The following is a 17,476-nucleotide window of genomic DNA, read 5'->3' as shown; positions in this document are numbered from 1 at the left end:
ATTGTAGTCGTCAGCTTATCAGTTATTCCTTTAACATGCAGGTCTCGGTGCGCGGACTGACGCAATAATTTACATTAAATTGCATCAGGGAGGAACAGTGATGGCGCGCAAGACAAAATAACACAAAGTAAACCCGGATCGGCTTCTCATTAATTATCGTTACTTTTTCAGCGGGGAACGATTACTGCCCTGACCTCTTTTTACAAGAGATATTTTTTAACTGCTAATGAGTGCGCTTTTATTTATTTTTTAACTCTATGTTTTAAAAGGCTTTAACCCACCTGCCGGTGACCCGCGCTTCTGGGTTTGCAGATTTATCCACCTGAAGCCGGCCCGACATGCCGCACGGAGAACGTCGGAAAATGTATCGCAGCCAGAAATTTGCCTTATAAAAAAGCGTAAGCGAAAATAAAATCTTCGTTCGAGGCTCCAGGGTTTCTGTTCTTTCCTCACCTGACGTATTAATCAATACGCATTAACTCCAAAAATAAACGGCCTTCATCCGGGACGTAAACGGTTATTCCATGACGGTTTAATATCGCAACGCATTAATTGCTTTCGCCTTTTATAGTGATTGGCTTTTATTTTTTAAAATCAACGTACAATTATTTTTTGCAATATCATTCAGCATATGGGCAGGAGCGGCAATGGCTCAGGAACCTGGCGACAAGGAATATCACCGCACCAGAACAACACAGTCACTGCGCGTCTCAGACAGAGGCCGGGATGAGGTGCTGAAAAAGTTTTTACGTCTGGCCTGTCAGTTAGTTGGTATTAATGGAAGTTATATCGCTGTCTTAAATGACGATAAGCATAGTGTGCGTGCCAATTACAATATTGAGCTGAGTGACACGACGCGCGAACAGGCCTTATGTCGGCATGTTGTCGAAAGTGATACGACGGTCATTGCACCCGATACCCGACTTGATCCGCGTTATGCCCATCACCCTTTGATTGTCCATGCCCCTTATATTCGCTTTTATGTCGGTACGCCGCTGAAAAACGCTCATGGACAGATACTGGGAACGCTATGCCTGACGGATACGGTGCCACGGACTTTTAGCCACCAGCAGAAACAGATCATTGAGTCACTGGCTGGATTGGTTGTTGCCTTTCTTGAAGCCTGGCATTCGGCGGCCTTTATCGAACCTGTTACCGGCATGGCCAATCGGGAACGTCTCTTTCGCGACATTCTGCATCTTGCCACGCTGAATGACACGGCACTGCGCCGTCTGGTGCTTATCGACTGTATTGATATGTCACGCGCCTACGACCTGTCCCGGTCACTGGGCATTGCGTCGCTGGAGTCCTTGCTTAAGGATGTCGCCACCCTGTTAAGGTTACGTCTTCGGCCTGCCAGTGGTGAGTCGATTTACACGATCGCGACTGGCCGCTTTGCGATTTTGACCCGTGCAGAAAGCCACGTTAGCGCAAAATGGGTTGAGGAACGGTTAAACGGGATTCATGCCGATATGGGCGACGGCCTCACTATGGCGTTGGCGACCTGTACCGCGCAGATCGACTTTATCGCCGGCCAGACCTTCCCCCAGGACGCTCTCAGACAGGCAGTCAATGCGCTGGAACGCGTGAGCGGTCCGTCCGTTCGTCTGTGTGATGCTGTTAGTGATGGAATTAAAGACGCGAGTTCCCCCGCTGATTTCACCTTAATGCGTGATCTGGCAGACGCGCTGCGGCGCAACCAGGGACTGTATCTGGTTTTCCAGCCCAACGTGTGCTTGCTCAGTGGTAAACCGGTTGGCCTCGAAGCGCAGATCCGTTGGCATCATCCCCAACGTGGAGAGCTGGCAGCCGATAACTTTACTTCACTGGCCGTTGGGACTGAGCTGGGCACAACACTCACGACCTGGCTGATTGACAGCACTATTGCCCGGCTTAAACGTCTACGTAATCATCCTATTCAGTTACCTGTCACAATCAGTATTCATGAGCGGGATGTGACAGATCGGGCGTTTGCAGAAAAGCTGGCGGAAAAAATGCTTAAGGCAACCTTACCTGTGTCAATGCTGGTCATCAAAATCGTTCAAAAAGAGCATATCATTGACAGCCCCTCAGCCATGCTGGGCCTGGAAATGCTAAGACGTATGGGATTCACAATGACATGGGAATATATCGCGAAAGGCTATCGCAAAATACGCTATCTGCGCGGGACGCCGCCTGATGTTATAAAACTGGATAAAACACTGGCCAACGAAATCCATACAAATATTACTTCCCGACTTATCGCACACAGTATTTTTACGACGCTTAAAGAGCTCAATCTCCTTGTTTTAGCCTACAGCGATCGTCCCGCCTCTGTGGTCACCTCAGATAACAGTGAGGCTACCTATGAATATTTCAACATTAAACCCATGACAGAAACGGAACTCGATCCCTGGCTGAAATGGAAGTTACCGGGGTAAGCGTTTTCTCCCCGTTCTGTACTCGTGGACCATCCTGCTGGTATTTATTTTCTGGCCAGATGGCGTTTCGTATCACGGGCCTGGATACGCGCTTCTGTGGGTGAGGGAAACAGATAATGGTACAGATCGCGATACAGGCTCAGATGTTTCACCACGCCCTCATGAATGGTCTTGGTAATATCGTTGATTAAAAAATCGCAGGTGGTGTTGAAGTTTCCCATTTTAAAAAAGGCTTTATCAAAAACCGTAATAATGCCTTCCCATTTCATCTGATATTCATCCCTGATCGGATCATGAGTTGCAATGAACAGGCCTTTGTGGGACTTCACACCATGTTTGCCCACATAGGTGGTTTGCGAATCGTAGCCACGTTTACTCCGCCAACGGCAAAATTCATAAGGCACATCATAATGGGGCAAAATAAAGTCGGGACAGCGGAAATTCTCGTCGCTTAACAGACCATCCAGCGTCACCGTGAAATGCAAAAAATCCTGCATAAAATCGAACTGACGCGTCTTGGTTAAGGTGACATTGATGGTGAAATTGCCTGAATGCACATACCAGTAGTTAGTAAAACCGTTGACCAGAATACAAAATACCTGCCAGTCGCTAAGCCGCCGGTCACCGGCTAATCCTCTGAAACGACTTATCATTAGCCTTGCTTTGGGATGCTGATACGCTTTGAACAACGGATCATTCATACCTTTCAGTAACATCAGGCCCACTCCTTTGTAATTTAGCGTATCCTGCCATGCCATTTTACTACTGAAAAGGTGCCGTCATCTGATTATGCGACGTTGCGCTTTCCTTTTGGGCACCGTCTTACTTATCGTTCTGTGATGCCGTCTGTAGCCATAAGCATCAGGCTGCATCATTGAATGTGCAGGCAAGGCTAAATTTTGCAAAAGGAAAAAAAGACGCGTTCAGAGAGATAATTCAGAAGGGATAGAGGGCTAGTGCGCGTTGCTGATGGGTCTGAACAAACGCATTTTTTAATTCACAGTAAACGTTACTCTCCCCCCGGCAGTCACGTTACGCGGCGTATTTCACTGCCGCATAGCTGTCGCGGATGTCTGGATATTTTCGCAAATAATCCCGAAACGCCAGATGCCGGATGATATCTGGACTGCCCTGGATAAAAGCATGGACGTGATGCGTACGGCGGCCCTGAAGGCCCTTGGTATAATAGCGTCTTCCTGGCATACCGTTTTCGCCACGCGCCTGATAGCCAGAGGCGCACAACGCTGACGTAATGTCAGACGAATCATGAGTAATCACTTCCAGCAAAATATCGATGATCGGTTTGGCCGCTAATCCTGGCACCGCAGTGCTACCAATATGATGAATAGCGACAAGGTGTTTACCCAATCTCGCCGCTAACACAGCCGCCTCAGCAGAGAAATGATTCGCCCATTCAGGGCAATACTCACTCACGATTATCTGACGCCCGTTTATCATTTCGCTTTTTAGCGCCCTTTTTTCTTGCGACCCGGCTGCGTAAATCGCTTGCGTGAAGCGGGCTTATCATCAGCTTTTACGCCCGTTTTAGGTTGGCTATTCCCTGGTTTTTTTGCAGGAGATTTTTTCTGCGGCGTCTTTTTTGCCGATTTGTCATCAGAAGTGGAATTTTCGAGCAGCTTAAACAGTTCGATTAATTCATCATCCGTCAGATCGCGCCATTCACCCAAAGGAATACCTTTGAGATTTACATTCATAATGCGCGTGCGTTCCAGTTTGGTGACTTCATACCCAAAGTGTTTGCACATACGACGGATCTGCCGATTAAGCCCCTGTACCAGCGTAATACGAAACACGTAGGGTGCTTCTTTCTTCACTTTGCACTTTTTGGTTACCGTGCCCAACATGGGAACGCCGGCTGCCATACCGGCAATAAATTCATCGGTAACGGGCTTATCAACAGTGACGACATATTCTTTTTCGTGGTTATTGCCTGCACGCAAAATTTTATTGACCAGATCGCCATGATTGGTCAGGAAAATAAGTCCCTGCGAATCTTTATCGAGACGACCGATGGGAAAAACGCGTTTACTGTGATTAACAAAATCACTGATGTTATCGCGTTCGCCCTCTTCCATTGTGGTGATAATGCCTGTGGGTTTATTCAGCGCAATCAGCACCAAATCATCTTCATCACGAGGCTCAATCAGCTGACCATTCACTTTTACGACATCGCCAGCAAAAACCTGGGCACCAACGGCTGCGCGTTTACCATTGATGAAAACGTTGCCCTGTTCGATAAAGCGATCGGCATCGCGGCGGGAGCAGATTCCGCTCTCACTGATGTATTTATTGAGTCGTGTTGATGAATGCGTCAGCATGGTTCCTCCAAAAACGCGCACTATACCTTACCCGCTCTCGCTTGCGAAGCAGAAGGCATTAAACTTTTGGCCCCTTCATCGGCCAGTAAAATCGGGCCATATCCTCTGCGTTTTGAACCTGAAAGTGCAGGCAGACGACGTGACACATCAGTCTCATCCCGCGCCTTTTTCGATGGCGCTGACCCGGGCCTGATCGATGCGACGCTCATAGGCCTGCACCGGACAGGTGCTAAAACCGCGCGCTCATGCCAAGGTTCCAGGTGACCTCATGATAATCACGCGCGCCCGCCACCGTCGACACAGCGGCAAAAGCGCTAACCGCATCGCCGATGGGGACATTGGCCCCTACAGCTATATCCGCCCAGTCTTTATCCTGATTAGAACGGCTTTGTCGGAAAGCCGTTCGTGTCGATTTCAGACCTGCACTCACCGACGTATCCGTGTCACCAAACTGATGGTTATAACTGACCTGTGCCCAGGGATTGATTCCTAATCCCTGGGTATCAATGCGCCACCCCACTGCCCCAGTTTGTGAATGCCGTGTTTGATCGGAGAAACGCATCGCACTGCTGCTGTCGCCGCGTTCCTGATAACCGTCGGCCCGCACATAATCCAGCGCATAGCTGACAACAGGCCCCGTGGTAATCGTCTCGTTTAAGGGAAAATCCCAACCGGTTTGAACCCGCGTGCCCATCAGCTTTCCACTACTGCTGCCCTGTTCAGTGCGGACCGCAGGGCCAAGTTTTATCTGACGTTCAATGCTGTCGTAATCCAGATCCGCATAATGGATATCGGCGTTGACCCACAGTCTGTCCATCAGTTGTAGCTGGCTCCAGAGTGCCACCATGTTGCCGTGCAGCCGGTAATCATAACGTTCAGAGGGATGCTGTCGTTGGCTGGCCGTTGACAGCAACGCCCCTGCCTGCAGGTTGTCGGTCAGCTGATAACCCATGCCGGCTGACAGGTTTGCGGTATCTGTGTCGCCATCATTAAAAACATCACTTTTGTTGCGCGCGTGCTGACCGGCGTAACCGCCAAACACAGTGAATTCTCCGGCTTCAGCGGGTTGCCTGCGCTGCTGCTGGAGATGACTGTCCAGGGTGTTATGCACATCCTGCAGCATCGACAGCGGTGCCTGCGTCAGTACCGCGACCTGGGCTGGTGCATCCAGGATTGACTGAATGTAGTCAGCAATCAGGGCATGCACCGCAGGGCTGGGATGAAGACGATCGGCAAACAAAAAAGTCTGTTGCGATGAGAAACCCGCTGTCGACGAAGTACAGACGGCGGAAGAGGTGCCCGGTGGACAGGCCATGCCTGCGGTGTTAGTAAGACCATAAAGCGCCGGACTGGCGATCACTTCATTAAAAAGCCCATTAATATCGACCCGAACAATATTCCCCTGTGCAGCCGCCAGCGCGTTTTCTTCCTGCTGATTGTAACGGGCCGTCAGAGAAGCCGCCTGATCGCTTAACTGCTGCCAGGCGGCGAACAGCTGTTGTGCGATCAGGTCACGAACCGCCGGTACGGCAGAGAGCTGCGCAGCAGCCTGATCGAAAGCCGTCTGGATAGCCTGCTGCCGTTCCGCCGTAGTGAACGTGGTCGCCGCGTTCAGTGACTGAAACGCCGCCGCCACCGCTGCGGAACCGGCCCCCTGAAGTATTCCTTCTATCAGGGCAGGCGTCGCACCGACATTCGGCACGGTTGGCACTATCACCGTACCAGCGCCCGCATTCAGTAACGCGCTGACCTGGCTGGCGGCCGCACCGGCGCTGTTGTCAACCAGAGAAAGCGCCAGCGAGGGGCTGGGAATGAGCGTGGCAGCGGCCAGGTCATTCCCGCCGATCCAGTGAATATAGAGCCCGTTGGAATCGGCCCGGCCATTCGTTGACGACAGATAGCGGGCAACCTGATCCTGGGTATTAAACTGCGGATTGAGAGCAGGCACCGCCACAGCACCGCCTGCCGCGTAATTACTCCCGCCCTGAGAGGACGGCTGCAGCATCAGTCCCGCGTCACGGGCGATGATTTCATCATAGAGTGGATGACTGGCAGAATCGTAGGTAAAACGGCCGACGTTGCCTGTATCACTCAGGCTGTCGCCAAATACGGTAAGACTGTCCCAGGCCATCACCGCTGGTGGGCTTACCAGGATGGCAAGCGCGACGAACGACACAGGAAACCATGCACGATTTTTCTTCATGACCAGCTCCGTTCAGGAAATAACAAGGATGGATAAATCAAAAGAACAGCAAATAAACATCACGGCTGAGTAATAGCCGCAGATTGAAGAACGCTCCAGACGAAAGCTGACGTGAGTTCGCAAAAACGAAAAATTTTTAAGCCATTCCGAAAAGTGTCAGCCACTTTTGCAAACCCGATCACGCCAGGTATTGAGGAAACACATCCAGGCGTTGCAGGGTGAGCGAAAGCGTTAAGCTGCGCCAGCCATGTACTGGCTCAACTCTCCTCTTGTCGTGTGACATCTGAACGAAGGATTTATTTTTTTATGGCAGGCTTAAGACCACGGTAGAAATCCTGTAGCCGTTTCATGGTCTTAGTCGTACGATCTGGCAGGGAAGCGGCCACCGAGAGAATCAACATTTCAAGGCAAACCATCACTGTGCCGTGTAACGGGATGCGCCCTTTTTCCCCGCCGCGTGGCACGTCAATAACCACATCCGCTTCCCGGGCAAAGAAGGCGTCGGTCGCATGGGTGAGAAGAATTATCGGAATGCCCAGCCTTTTGGCCTCACGCACCACTGTTATTCCTTCGCGATGTGCCGACTTTTGCGCCATCATGATCAGCACATCGCCCCGTTGCAGCGCCAGCATCTGTTCCGCCAGCGCAATACTTGAACGGTTAAGTGAGAAGGCTGGCAAACCGATGCGATTTAACAGGCGGACGGTGTAGTCAGCCAGAATACCCGAGGCGTTAATCCCGAAAACGGCCACCTGGCGGGCTTCACTCAGTAACCCCGTCGCTTCGGCCAGCGCCTGGCGGTTTTGCTCAGAGGCCAGTACCTGACACGCATGGAGATGCCCCTGCAATACGAAGTCTATCGACGACGAAACATCCCGCGTCATAGCATTGACGGTGCTCAGCATTTTCTCTTCTGAAGAGAGGCCGGGACCAAACCAGGCCTGAAGGACGTTTTTCAAATCGCGCAGTCCTGAAAAACCCAGCGCCTGAATGGCGCGAATCACGGTCGCATCCGATGTGTTGTTCGCGCGGGCGATATCCATGGCAGTGCTGTCCAGAACCGTTTCCCGGTTGGTGTGAAGATAATGTGCAACAGCCAGCAGGCGGGGTGAGAGTTGCTGTTCCCGCGAACGCAAACGCTCGCCCAATATATCTGTACGACTTCTGGCCTGCATCAAGGAAGCCTGTCCCGCTGATTACTGTTAAAAACACCGATGAGATGAAACACTCTCACGCCCCCGTTAAATCCTGAACGATAATGTGTGAACCTGACAGGGTAATCCCCTTCGACGATACTGTTCTTGCTTCGCCTGCGCTAAGCATGTCTCGCCCGGCTGTAGTCAGCAAGCCTTTTCTCCCTCACGAACAGCAAGGTTATGCTTCTTCACCTGGATACACTTCGCCAGAATAAATTTTTTAATTCATTAAAATTAATGACTTAACAATATAAAAACAGTTAAATCATCGTTAATACACTCTCCTGGAAATGTAGTAAAAATAAATGTTTTTATATTTACTACTACATTACTCAATGATTGAATGATTCTCAATTACAAAACAGCCTACCAGGACGGACGCAAAAACCTCCGCCTGAAGGCGAAAACCCCCCACGTTTAACGTGGCCTTTTACGTTTATTTGTTTTTGATGATCAGCGAAAAAATATAATGAAAACACGTCCAGGCGAGAGTAAGAACCTCAGATTTCAGCAGGCTTTAATAGTGGCGATCTGTTCCAGTGCCTGGCTTCCGGCCGGTAACAGCCTTGCCGCCACCGGGGATGATACCGTCACCGTCACCAGCGATGCTGACCGTGAAGAGGGCTATGCAGCCACCACCAGCAGCGTTGGCAGTAAAATGCCGACAGTGCGTCTCGACGAGGCCCAGTCTGTCAGTACCGTGACACAACAGCAGCTTGATGATTATCAGGTCAGCAATCTGAGCGATGCGATGCGCTTCGTCAGTGGTGTTGCGGAAGCCAACACGTTGGCAGGAACAGAGGACGGTTTCGTTCGCCGTGGCTTCGGTAGCAATTCTGATGGCTCGATATATCGCGATGGTATACGAAGCAGCCAGGGGTTAAATCTGGATGCGACCACGGAGCAGGTTGAGGTACTCAAGGGATCGGCATCTCTGCTCTATGGCATTCAAAATCCGGGCGGTATCATCAATGTCATCAGCAAAAAACCACGCTATTCATGGCAGTCTTCCGTCAGTGGGCGCTACGCAAGTGAAGGTGGTGGAGCCGGTACGCTCGATGTCACCGGCCCGCTGGGTAATGGTTTTGCTTTCAGGCTCATCGCAGAGAAGCAGCGTCAGGATTACTGGCGCAATTTTGGCAGTGATGCGCATTCTCTGCTCGCACCGTCATTGCAATGGTACGGTGAGAAAGCCAGCCTGTTGGTCAGCTACAGCGACTATCGTTATGACATTCCTTACGATCGCGGTACCGCTTTTATTAATGGCGCACCACTCGATGTCGGTTACAAACAGCGACTGGATGACAAAGCGAATCATGCCTGGGGACGTAATCAGGCACTGAACGCGCATTACGACTGGCAGTTCAACGACAGCTGGAGCACGCGCCTGACGCTTGGCTGGAATCAGCGCCGTTATGACAATAACGAAGTTCGGGTCACGGCGATTAATCCTGCTACCGGCGTGGTTACCCGGCGCGCCGATGCCAATCGCGGATTTAATCAGCAAACCAAATATCTGTCATGGGACGTCCTGGGGAATCCGGAGATATTCGGCATGGCGCATGCGCTGGTCTTCGGTACGGATTATGAAATGAACCAGACGTACCGGGCGCACCAGTATCAGGGCAAAAATGACCGCCGCTTTAACTACCTCAACCCCACTTATGACCTGCTGTCACCGGTAACCGACAGCACAACCGAAAATACGGCAAATGCTAACAACCTTAACCGTATCCACAGCCGTTCGGTCTATTTGAAAGACAGTATTTCGCTTACTCCAGACTGGATTGCGGTCATTGGCGGACGTTATCAACATTACGAACAACGCGCGTCAAAAGGATTTAATCCGGTCGTTGAAACGCTGAATGATGAGGGAAATACCTTCCTGCCGCAAATCGGGCTGATTTATAAAATCACACCGGATGTTTCGCTCTATGCCAGCATGAGTAAATCGTTCACCCCATCGACGGATGTCGACGATGAAGGAAACGTCAGTAAGCCTGAGCAGGGCACCACCTGGGAGGTTGGCAGCAAATGGCAACTTTCTCCGCGCCTCTTCGCCTCGCTGGCGCTGTACAGAATCGATGAAAAGCGGATGACACTGAACATCAACGGTACTAACCGTCCGATCAACAAGGCGCGCTCGCAGGGCGTTGAGGTTGAGCTTAATGGTGAAGTGGTCCAGAACTGGGATGTCAGTGCCAGTTACAGCTATGACAACGCTGAAATTGTCGATGACCGGATTAACCCGGCGAATAATGGCAATCGCTTACAGAACGCACCAGAGCAGTCCGGTGCGCTTTACCTGAGCCATAATCTGATCGTCAGCAACGTGCCCGGTGATTTTCGTGTCGGCGGCGGCGCCCGCTATGTTGGCAGTCGTGCTGGCGATCCTGACAACAGTTTCACCTTACCGGATTATGTCGTAGCGGACAGCTTTATTGCCTGGAACAACGCGTTGCTGGGCAAGAAAACACAGATACGACTGAATCTGAATAACCTGTTTAATCAACACTATTACACGTCGAGCGGCGGAAACCTGCGCGTACGTGAAGGTGAAACCCGCAACCTGATGGTACAAGCCCGTGTTGAATTCTGATTTCTGTAAACGCAGCCTGCTACGAACGCTCCTGCTGTTGGCTTTGACCTTCAGTAGCCTGGGCTGGGGCAAAACCATCACCGATATCAACGGCGATAAGGTCACCGTTCCCGATCATCCTGTGCGTATTGTGCTGGGCGAAAGCCGGATGCTTTACACCTACGCACTGCTGGAACCCGGCAACCCTTTCAAAAGGCTGGTCGGCTGGCCCGAGGATCTGAAAAAGTACGATCGACAGACATGGGATATTTTCGCGCGTCAGTTTCCTGAGATGCAGCATATCGCGTCATTAGGTCAGGAGGGATCAAATGACATCAACCCTGAGAAGGTGATCGCATTACAACCCGATGTGGTAATTTTGCCGGCACTGGCGCGCAGCAGTGAGGCCGGACAACGGCTGGAGCGCGTCCTGAAATCCGCGCATATCCCGGTCGTGAAAATCGACCTGCGGGTGCATCTCCTTGAAAATACGACCCGCAGCGTAGCCATTCTGGGAGAGGTGCTCGATCAGGGTGAGCGAGCCTCGGCTTTTAATGCGTTTTATCAGCAACATATGCAGACCCTTGCGCAGCGCCTCGCTCAGTTTCGCGGGAAGAAGCCCACCGTACTTCTGCAGTTGCATCTGGGACGTCGAAATGAATGCTGTGTGACGTCGGTAAACGGCAGCCTTGGTGAGATACTGGCGTTTGCCGGCGGCGAAAACATTGCCAGCAAAACGGTTTCCGGCGTTTTCGGCCGGTTGAATGAAGAAACGGTGATTGCGTCAAATCCGGACTTCTATTTTGCAACGGGCAGCGGCGATCGTAATGATACGTCCGATCTGCGTATTGGCCCTGCCATCACGCAGGCTGAAACGCGCGCCTCGCTGCGGCAACTGACCGCGCAACAAACGGGCCTGAAGTCGTTGCGTGCGTTGCAGGACGGCCACGCGGCGGCCCTGTGGCATAATTTTTACCTCAGCCCCTGGCACGTTGTCGCGGCAGAATTTTTTGCCAAAACGCTTCATCCCGCGCTCTTTAACGATATTGATCCTGAAAAAACGCTGCGCCAGCTGTTTACTGATTTTCTGCCGGTTCCGTATTCCGGCACCTATTTCTGTCAGCTGACACCCAATACCTGATCACGGATTGTCCGGCGGCGTAGTGGTGACACCGGACAACGCAACGTCTTAACAGTGATTTTTTACCCGTACGATGTCGGCCATGACAGACAGCGCGATTTCCGCGGGGGTTTTACTTCCGATAGCCAGACCAACAGGCGCAATGATCCGTGCGAGCTCATCGTTATCCAACCCTGCAATGGTCTGTAAACGCGTCTTGCGCCTGGCCGTATTTTTAGCCGACCCCATAATGCCAATGTAAAACGCATGAGTGTTGACCGCTTCCATCATGGTTAGCTCATCTATGCGCGGATCGTGGGTTAATGAGACGATGGCTACCGCAGCATGCGCACCGTTGAGCTCCAGCCAGCGCGCGGGATGCTGAGGGACGATCGTAATCGTATCCTGGCCCGTAAAATGACCTTCCAGCTCACTTAACATCTCTGAGCGATGCTCACATACCCGAACATGAAAGCCCAGGATTTGTGCCAGCCGGATGCACTCAAAGGCCACGGTAGAGTAACCTGCCACCAGCAATTCCGGGACGGCACCAACCGGTAACACGACCTCTGGATGCTGATAACGAAGCACCGGCAGCGCCGCCGTCATCGCCATAGTTTGCCAGGTGGCACGTTTGCTCACAGTGACCGTTTTGAGCAGTCGTGTTTTGCCACGCAACGCCTGATGCATCGCTTGTAACATCTGGCCGCTGTCGTTATCGGCAACCAAATATTCCACCAGCACGTCGAGGCTACCGCCACAGGGCAACTGCACCTGCGTTTGCCTTCCGCCTTCACCATAACGGACAACCTGACTGTGGATGCGGTAATGCCCCTCAGCCAGCCGTGCCAGAAAGTCTTCTTCTATACAGCCGCCGGAAAGCGAGCCGCATCCTTCTCCACTGTCACTGATCACCATCATCGTGCCAGGTGCGCGCGGTGAAGAGCCCCAGGTCTGCAACACAGTGCACAGCCAGACGGCCCGTCCCGCATGATGCCAGCCTAATGCCGTTTCAATCACTCGTTGATCTAACGTCATCATGGGCTGCACCTCATTCGCCGTAAATCATCCGGATAATCAACATCCTCCAGGCAACCGCGATCCCGAAGTGGCACGTAATGTACAGGATGATGTTGTAACAGTTGCTGCGCACCAGTATCACCGGTCAGCTGGCGCAGCGCGGGGAAAAAAGCGGCCGAAAAACCCACAGGATGACCAGCACGGTCGTCAACCCAGGGACGCACCAGCGGATACGTGCTTAACGCCCTGTTTACCGCCCTGTAGCTTGCAGCGGTAAGCCACGGCATATCGCCCAGCGCCACGATCACGCCATCATAATCCGTGCAGGCACTGACGCCCGCCGCTATCGACTCGCCCAGCCCGGCGCTGGCACACAACACCCGCACCGCATCACCTAGCAGAGAATGAATGGCCACGTCTTCGGGACGCGATACCACGACCACCTCCATTCCGCTCGCCCTCGCCTGATCAAGCGTATGTTTCAGCACGGCTTTGCCATTCAAAGCCGTCAGTAGCTTATGTTCGCCACTGGCATGCCGAAACCTGCGGCCCATCCCTGCCGCCGTTAATACAATGGCCGTTTTCATCTCAGCGCGTTCCTTCGCATGTTTAGAGAATCTTATCCAGCGTGATGGGCAGATCGCGAACCCGCTTGCCCGTAGCATGGTAAACCGCATTACTGATCGCGGCCGCCACGCCCACGATGCCCAGTTCACCAACCGTTTTGCCGCCCATCCGGGTCGCTTTATAATCCGGCAGGCCAACATCAATCGTGGTAATCGCCGGGATATCCGCGTTCACGGGAATCAGATAATCGGCAAGATTGTTGTTCAGCACTCTGCCGTTGCGCGGATCGATAATGCCTTCCTCAAGCAAGGCCTGTCCCACGCCCATAATCATGCCGCCAACCCACTGACTGCGGGCCAGTTTGGGGTTATAAAGCCGGCCGCTGTCAAACGCCGCGACCATACGTTTAATCCGGATGGTGCCAAAGTCCTCGTCCACTCTCACTTCGACAAACTGTGCACTCCAGCTGTGTGCGGAGACGTCTTCCGGGCGGCTCATTTCACCCAGGCTACCGGTCACACTGTCCCGTTCCTCGGCAGACATATCCGCTGAGAACGTGCCGCCTTCGACGCACAGCACGGATGCGTTCGTCAGGCTGACCAGTGCACCAAAAGAAACAGTCTGAGAAGGGTTAGCGGTAACACAAATCGCCCCGTTCGCCAGGCTGAGTTCATGCGGAGGGATGCCTTTCAGAGGCGAGCCCGTTAATTCGCTTGCGAGCGTGACTAAGCGCGCGCGCATTTTTTTGGCGGTGTCATCAACCGCAGCCGTCAGGTTTCCTGCCAGCTGAGAGCCCCCCGCGACGCCGGCTCGTGGCAGTTGCGTATCGCCCAGTTCAACTTCAATGCAGTGTGAATCCACCCCTAAGATATCAGCGGCGGTTTGCGCCAGAATCGTGTATGTCCCGGTGCCGATGTCAGCTCCCGCGCACTGCACAACAATCTGCCCCTGAGAGGAAAGCAGGATTTTTGCCTCCGCCGGCATGGTATTAACCGGATACGTGCCCGATGCCATGCCCCAGCCAATTAATTCACGCCCTTCGCGCATCGAACGAGGCGCCATAATGCGTTTATCCCAACCGAAGGCTTCCGCCCCTTTTTCATAGGCTTCTTTCAGACGACGTGAACTCCAGGGCAACCCCAACTGATAATCGTGATCTGCCCAGTTGCGTAAGCGAAAGGCCAGCGGATCGAGATTTAGCGCATAAGCCATTTCATCCATCGCCACCTCAAGCCCGAATGCACTGGGATTCTCACCCGGTGCGCGCATCCAGCCTGGCGTGACGGTATTGATGGGCCTGACCTGGTGCTGCGCCGAGAGATTTTCAATAGCGTACATGCGCCCCGTCACCTTACTGCAGTTTTCAGCGAAGACATCAATCAGTGACGTTTCACTGAAGCTGCGCAAAATCACCGACTGAATTTTCCCGTCGCGTGTCGCTCCCATCTCCAGCTGCTGTGACGTGGCAGGACGTCCCCCTAAACCCGTGAAGGTTTGTGGCCGCGTCAGTGACACCCGAACCGGACGATTAAGCGCGCGCGAGGCCACGCAGGCCAGCGCTACGTGCGTATAGGGCACCGGCTTAGAGCCAAAACCTCCACCCACATAGGGCGAGATGACGTGAACATCTTTTGGCGAGATCCCCATCCATTCGGCGATTTCAACCTGCGCCCCTGCCACCCACTGACTGGGTTCCCAGACGGTTATGCGGCCCTGCTCCCAGTGTGCAATACAGGCATGGGGCTCCATCGGCATGTTATATTCGCGTGGCGTGGTATAACGCTGATTAATCCGCACGTCTGCACGTTCCATGGCGGCCTGAGCCTCACCTAAATCGATGTCCTGCTTTGTAGTCGGCTTAGGCTCCACCCCTTCATCCGTCGCCGAGATCAGAGCAGGCGTCGTCTCATAGTGGATATCGACCAGGGAAGCGGCATAAGTTGCCTGTTCAAATGTCTCTGCTACGACCAGGCCAATGTTCTGACCATTGTGAATAATCACATCGTCCTGAATGGGCGTATAGGTTGTCTGCGCCGCACCGCCATCAGCGATAGCCGTCGGCTTATTGATTCTGAGTGAATTAAGATGCGTATAAACGGCAATCACACCTGTCGCACGTTCCGCTTTGGCCGTATCGATATGTGAGATGCGGCCACTGGCAATTGTCGATTGCAGGACGACGCCATGCAGCACGCGGTCGGGCTTATGCTCTACAGCATAACGGGCTTTTCCCGTGACTTTGATCTTGCCCTCACCGCGGGTACGCGGTGTGCCAAGACCGGAAGGGCTGGCAGAGGCGCGACGGTGAGGATTGACGCTTTGCTTATCCGCGGACAGCACATCGTTGTCGGACCGCGCCAGGCCGTTGTTATGTTTTGTCATGCCTGCTCCCCCGCAGCCAGCAGCGCGCGGGCAATCACGCGCGGCGTTAACGTTATTTTGTAAGCGTTGTGCGCCAGCGCGCGCGTTTCCTGAGTGATTAACTCTGCGGCCTTATACAGGCTTTGCTCCTCAAACCGCTGTCCGGTTAACGCATGTTCCACTTGACGGGCACGCCAGGGCTTGGTTGCGACACCACCTAACGCGATATGAACGGTCTCTATCCGTCCCTGCGCAAGCGTTAATCCCACGGCCGCACTCGCGCTGGCGAATTCGTAAGAAGTCCGATCGCGTACTTTCAGGTAATGGGACTGTTTTAATGCTAAGGAACGGGGAATTTCGATGGCGACGATAATTTCATCGGGTTGTAAGGCGTGCTCATGCTGCGGCGTCTCGCCGGGCAACAGAAAAAAGTCGTCAACCGGAATGCGCCGCGTATTTTGACGGCTGTTTTGGACAATAATCGTCGCGTCAAAGGCCGTCAGCGCGACGGCCAGATCACCAGGATAGACCGCCACACATTGTTCACTGCCGCCCAGAATAGCGTGACTCGCATTGATGCCGTGCAGCGCTGCACATCCTGAGCCCGGCGTGCGTTTATTGCAGGCGGAAAAGGTGGCCGGATCGCGGTAATAGGCGCAACGGGTACGCTGGCAGAGATTGCCGCCAATGGTTGCCATATTACGGATTTGAGGCGACGCCGCCTGCCACAGACTGCCATACAGCGCGGGGGCCAGGGCCTCACAATCAGGATGACTGGCCAGTTCACTCATGGTGACCAGCGCCCCAATGGTGATTTTATCGTCGCCGAATTTGAGCGTTGACAGATCCGACAAGCCGGCAATATCGGTGAGAAGTGAGGGAGTCAGTACGCCACATTTCATCAAATCAAGTTGCGTCGTTCCGCCCGCGATAAGCTGATTGTCAGCGTGCTGTTTAGCGCCTGCTGCATCCGTTACTGACCGGGCAACCTGCCAGCGAAATTCGTTCATCGTACGTCCTCCGCCATTTCAGCTGCAGCCTGCTTTATCGCATCAATGATAAAAGGATACGCGCCACAGCGGCAGAGATTACCGCTCATGTATTCACGAATCTCGTCGTCTGAGCCTGTATGACCTTCTTTAATACAGGCGACCGCAGACATAATCTGCCCGGGCGTGCAGTAGCCGCACTGAAAACCGTCATGTTCAATAAAACAGCGCTGTACCGGGTGCAGCTCACCCGATGCCTGTTCCAGACCTTCAATCGTGGTGACGGCTTTTTCTTGCGTCTGAACAGCCAGCGTCAGGCAACTCAGGACACGCTGACCGTTCACCAGCACTGTACAGGCGCCGCACTGGCCCTGATCGCATCCTTTTTTAGTGCCGGTCAGATCAAGATGATCGCGCAGTGCATCTAATAATGTGACGCGAGGATCGACCGTTAACTGCCGGGTCTCACCATTGACCTGCATCGTGAGTGGTATTTTTTCTGACATTATCTGTTTCCCATGGTTGCAGGGCCGGTTACGTGATATGAGGCTTATCGCTAACGGGCGAAATTAAAAACGTGAAGCGCGGATAACCCTGATGTTTACATGCGTATGTCCGTCATTAGGTTTAGCACTTATTTTTTGGGTCGGAGATAAAAACGAGAAGAATGTCTGCTGTGCTTG

General features: G+C 52.9%; 12 protein-coding genes and 1 pseudogene. 3 read left to right on the top strand and 10 right to left on the bottom strand.

Going from position 1 to position 17,476, the window contains the following annotated elements; genetic code table 11:
• Nucleotides 1–647: 647 nt before the first annotated feature.
• Nucleotides 648–2,420, top strand: coding sequence for an EAL domain-containing protein (locus tag RAC90_RS17730; protein WP_375124588.1), 1,773 nt, complete (start codon nt 648–650; stop codon nt 2,418–2,420).
• Between the two features lie 44 nt (nt 2,421–2,464).
• Here the strand turns inward: RAC90_RS17730 and RAC90_RS17725 are convergent, their stop codons facing one another.
• From RAC90_RS17725 to RAC90_RS17705, 5 genes and pseudogenes are all read right to left on the bottom strand, one after another.
• The gene (locus RAC90_RS17725; protein WP_033742365.1) at nt 2,465–3,136 is read right to left on the bottom strand and encodes a hypothetical protein; all 672 of its coding nucleotides are present in this window, start codon (nt 3,134–3,136) and stop codon (nt 2,465–2,467) included.
• 220 nt (nt 3,137–3,356) lie between these two features.
• Nucleotides 3,357–3,878, bottom strand: a pseudogene (locus tag RAC90_RS17720) (GrpB family protein).
• A gap of 8 nt (nt 3,879–3,886) precedes the next feature.
• Nucleotides 3,887–4,759 (bottom strand): 23S rRNA pseudouridine(2604) synthase RluF, encoded by an 873-nt coding sequence (gene rluF / locus RAC90_RS17715; RefSeq protein WP_375124587.1) that lies wholly within the window; start codon nt 4,757–4,759, stop codon nt 3,887–3,889.
• Nucleotides 4,760–4,988: 229 nt separating this feature from the next.
• The gene (locus RAC90_RS17710) at nt 4,989–6,962 is read right to left on the bottom strand and encodes an autotransporter outer membrane beta-barrel domain-containing protein (RefSeq protein WP_375124586.1); all 1,974 of its coding nucleotides are present in this window, start codon (nt 6,960–6,962) and stop codon (nt 4,989–4,991) included.
• A gap of 296 nt (nt 6,963–7,258) precedes the next feature.
• A complete protein-coding gene (locus tag RAC90_RS17705; protein ID WP_375124585.1) occupies nt 7,259–8,137 on the bottom strand; it encodes a MurR/RpiR family transcriptional regulator in 879 nt (292 codons plus the stop codon).
• Nucleotides 8,138–8,627: 490 nt separating this feature from the next.
• Here RAC90_RS17705 and RAC90_RS17700 point away from each other — a divergent pair, with 490 nt between their 5' ends.
• Complete coding sequence (locus RAC90_RS17700; protein ID WP_375124584.1) at nt 8,628–10,757, top strand: TonB-dependent siderophore receptor; 2,130 nt, start codon at nt 8,628–8,630, stop codon at nt 10,755–10,757.
• Nucleotides 10,744–11,877, top strand: a complete 1,134-nt coding sequence (locus tag RAC90_RS17695) for an ABC transporter substrate-binding protein (RefSeq protein WP_033742357.1) — start codon at nt 10,744–10,746, stop codon at nt 11,875–11,877. Before RAC90_RS17700 ends, RAC90_RS17695 begins: the two co-directional genes overlap by 14 nt.
• 48 nt (nt 11,878–11,925) lie before the next feature.
• Here RAC90_RS17695 and RAC90_RS17690 read toward each other — a convergent pair whose 3' ends face one another.
• Genes RAC90_RS17690 through RAC90_RS17670 form a run of 5 tightly spaced genes read right to left on the bottom strand, consistent with a single transcriptional unit; the run spans nt 11,926 to nt 17,299 of the window.
• Entirely contained in the window at nt 11,926–12,897 is a 972-nt protein-coding gene (locus RAC90_RS17690; protein ID WP_039339530.1) for an XdhC family protein, read from the bottom strand.
• Complete coding sequence (locus RAC90_RS17685; protein ID WP_289368371.1) at nt 12,894–13,463, bottom strand: nucleotidyltransferase family protein; 570 nt, start codon at nt 13,461–13,463, stop codon at nt 12,894–12,896. The genes RAC90_RS17690 and RAC90_RS17685 overlap by 4 nt, the downstream gene beginning before the upstream one ends.
• A 22-nt stretch (nt 13,464–13,485) precedes the next feature.
• Nucleotides 13,486–15,825: a xanthine dehydrogenase family protein molybdopterin-binding subunit gene (locus RAC90_RS17680; RefSeq protein ID WP_205954600.1), complete on the bottom strand. Its 2,340-nt coding sequence runs from the start codon at nt 15,823–15,825 to the stop codon at nt 13,486–13,488.
• Nucleotides 15,822–16,814, bottom strand: a complete 993-nt coding sequence (locus tag RAC90_RS17675) for a xanthine dehydrogenase family protein subunit M (protein ID WP_205954601.1) — start codon at nt 16,812–16,814, stop codon at nt 15,822–15,824. The genes RAC90_RS17680 and RAC90_RS17675 overlap by 4 nt, the downstream gene beginning before the upstream one ends.
• The gene (locus RAC90_RS17670) at nt 16,811–17,299 is read right to left on the bottom strand and encodes a (2Fe-2S)-binding protein (protein WP_033742349.1); all 489 of its coding nucleotides are present in this window, start codon (nt 17,297–17,299) and stop codon (nt 16,811–16,813) included. Before RAC90_RS17670 ends, RAC90_RS17675 begins: the two co-directional genes overlap by 4 nt.
• Between the last annotated feature and the right edge of the window lie 177 nt (nt 17,300–17,476).

The organism is Pantoea sp. CS_6 (assembly GCF_041954745.1).
In the GTDB taxonomy this organism is placed as follows: Bacteria; Pseudomonadota; Gammaproteobacteria; order Enterobacterales; family Enterobacteriaceae; genus Pantoea; species Pantoea stewartii.
Note: the sequence above shows the minus strand (reverse complement) of the source record. Positions and strands in the feature narration are given on the sequence as shown.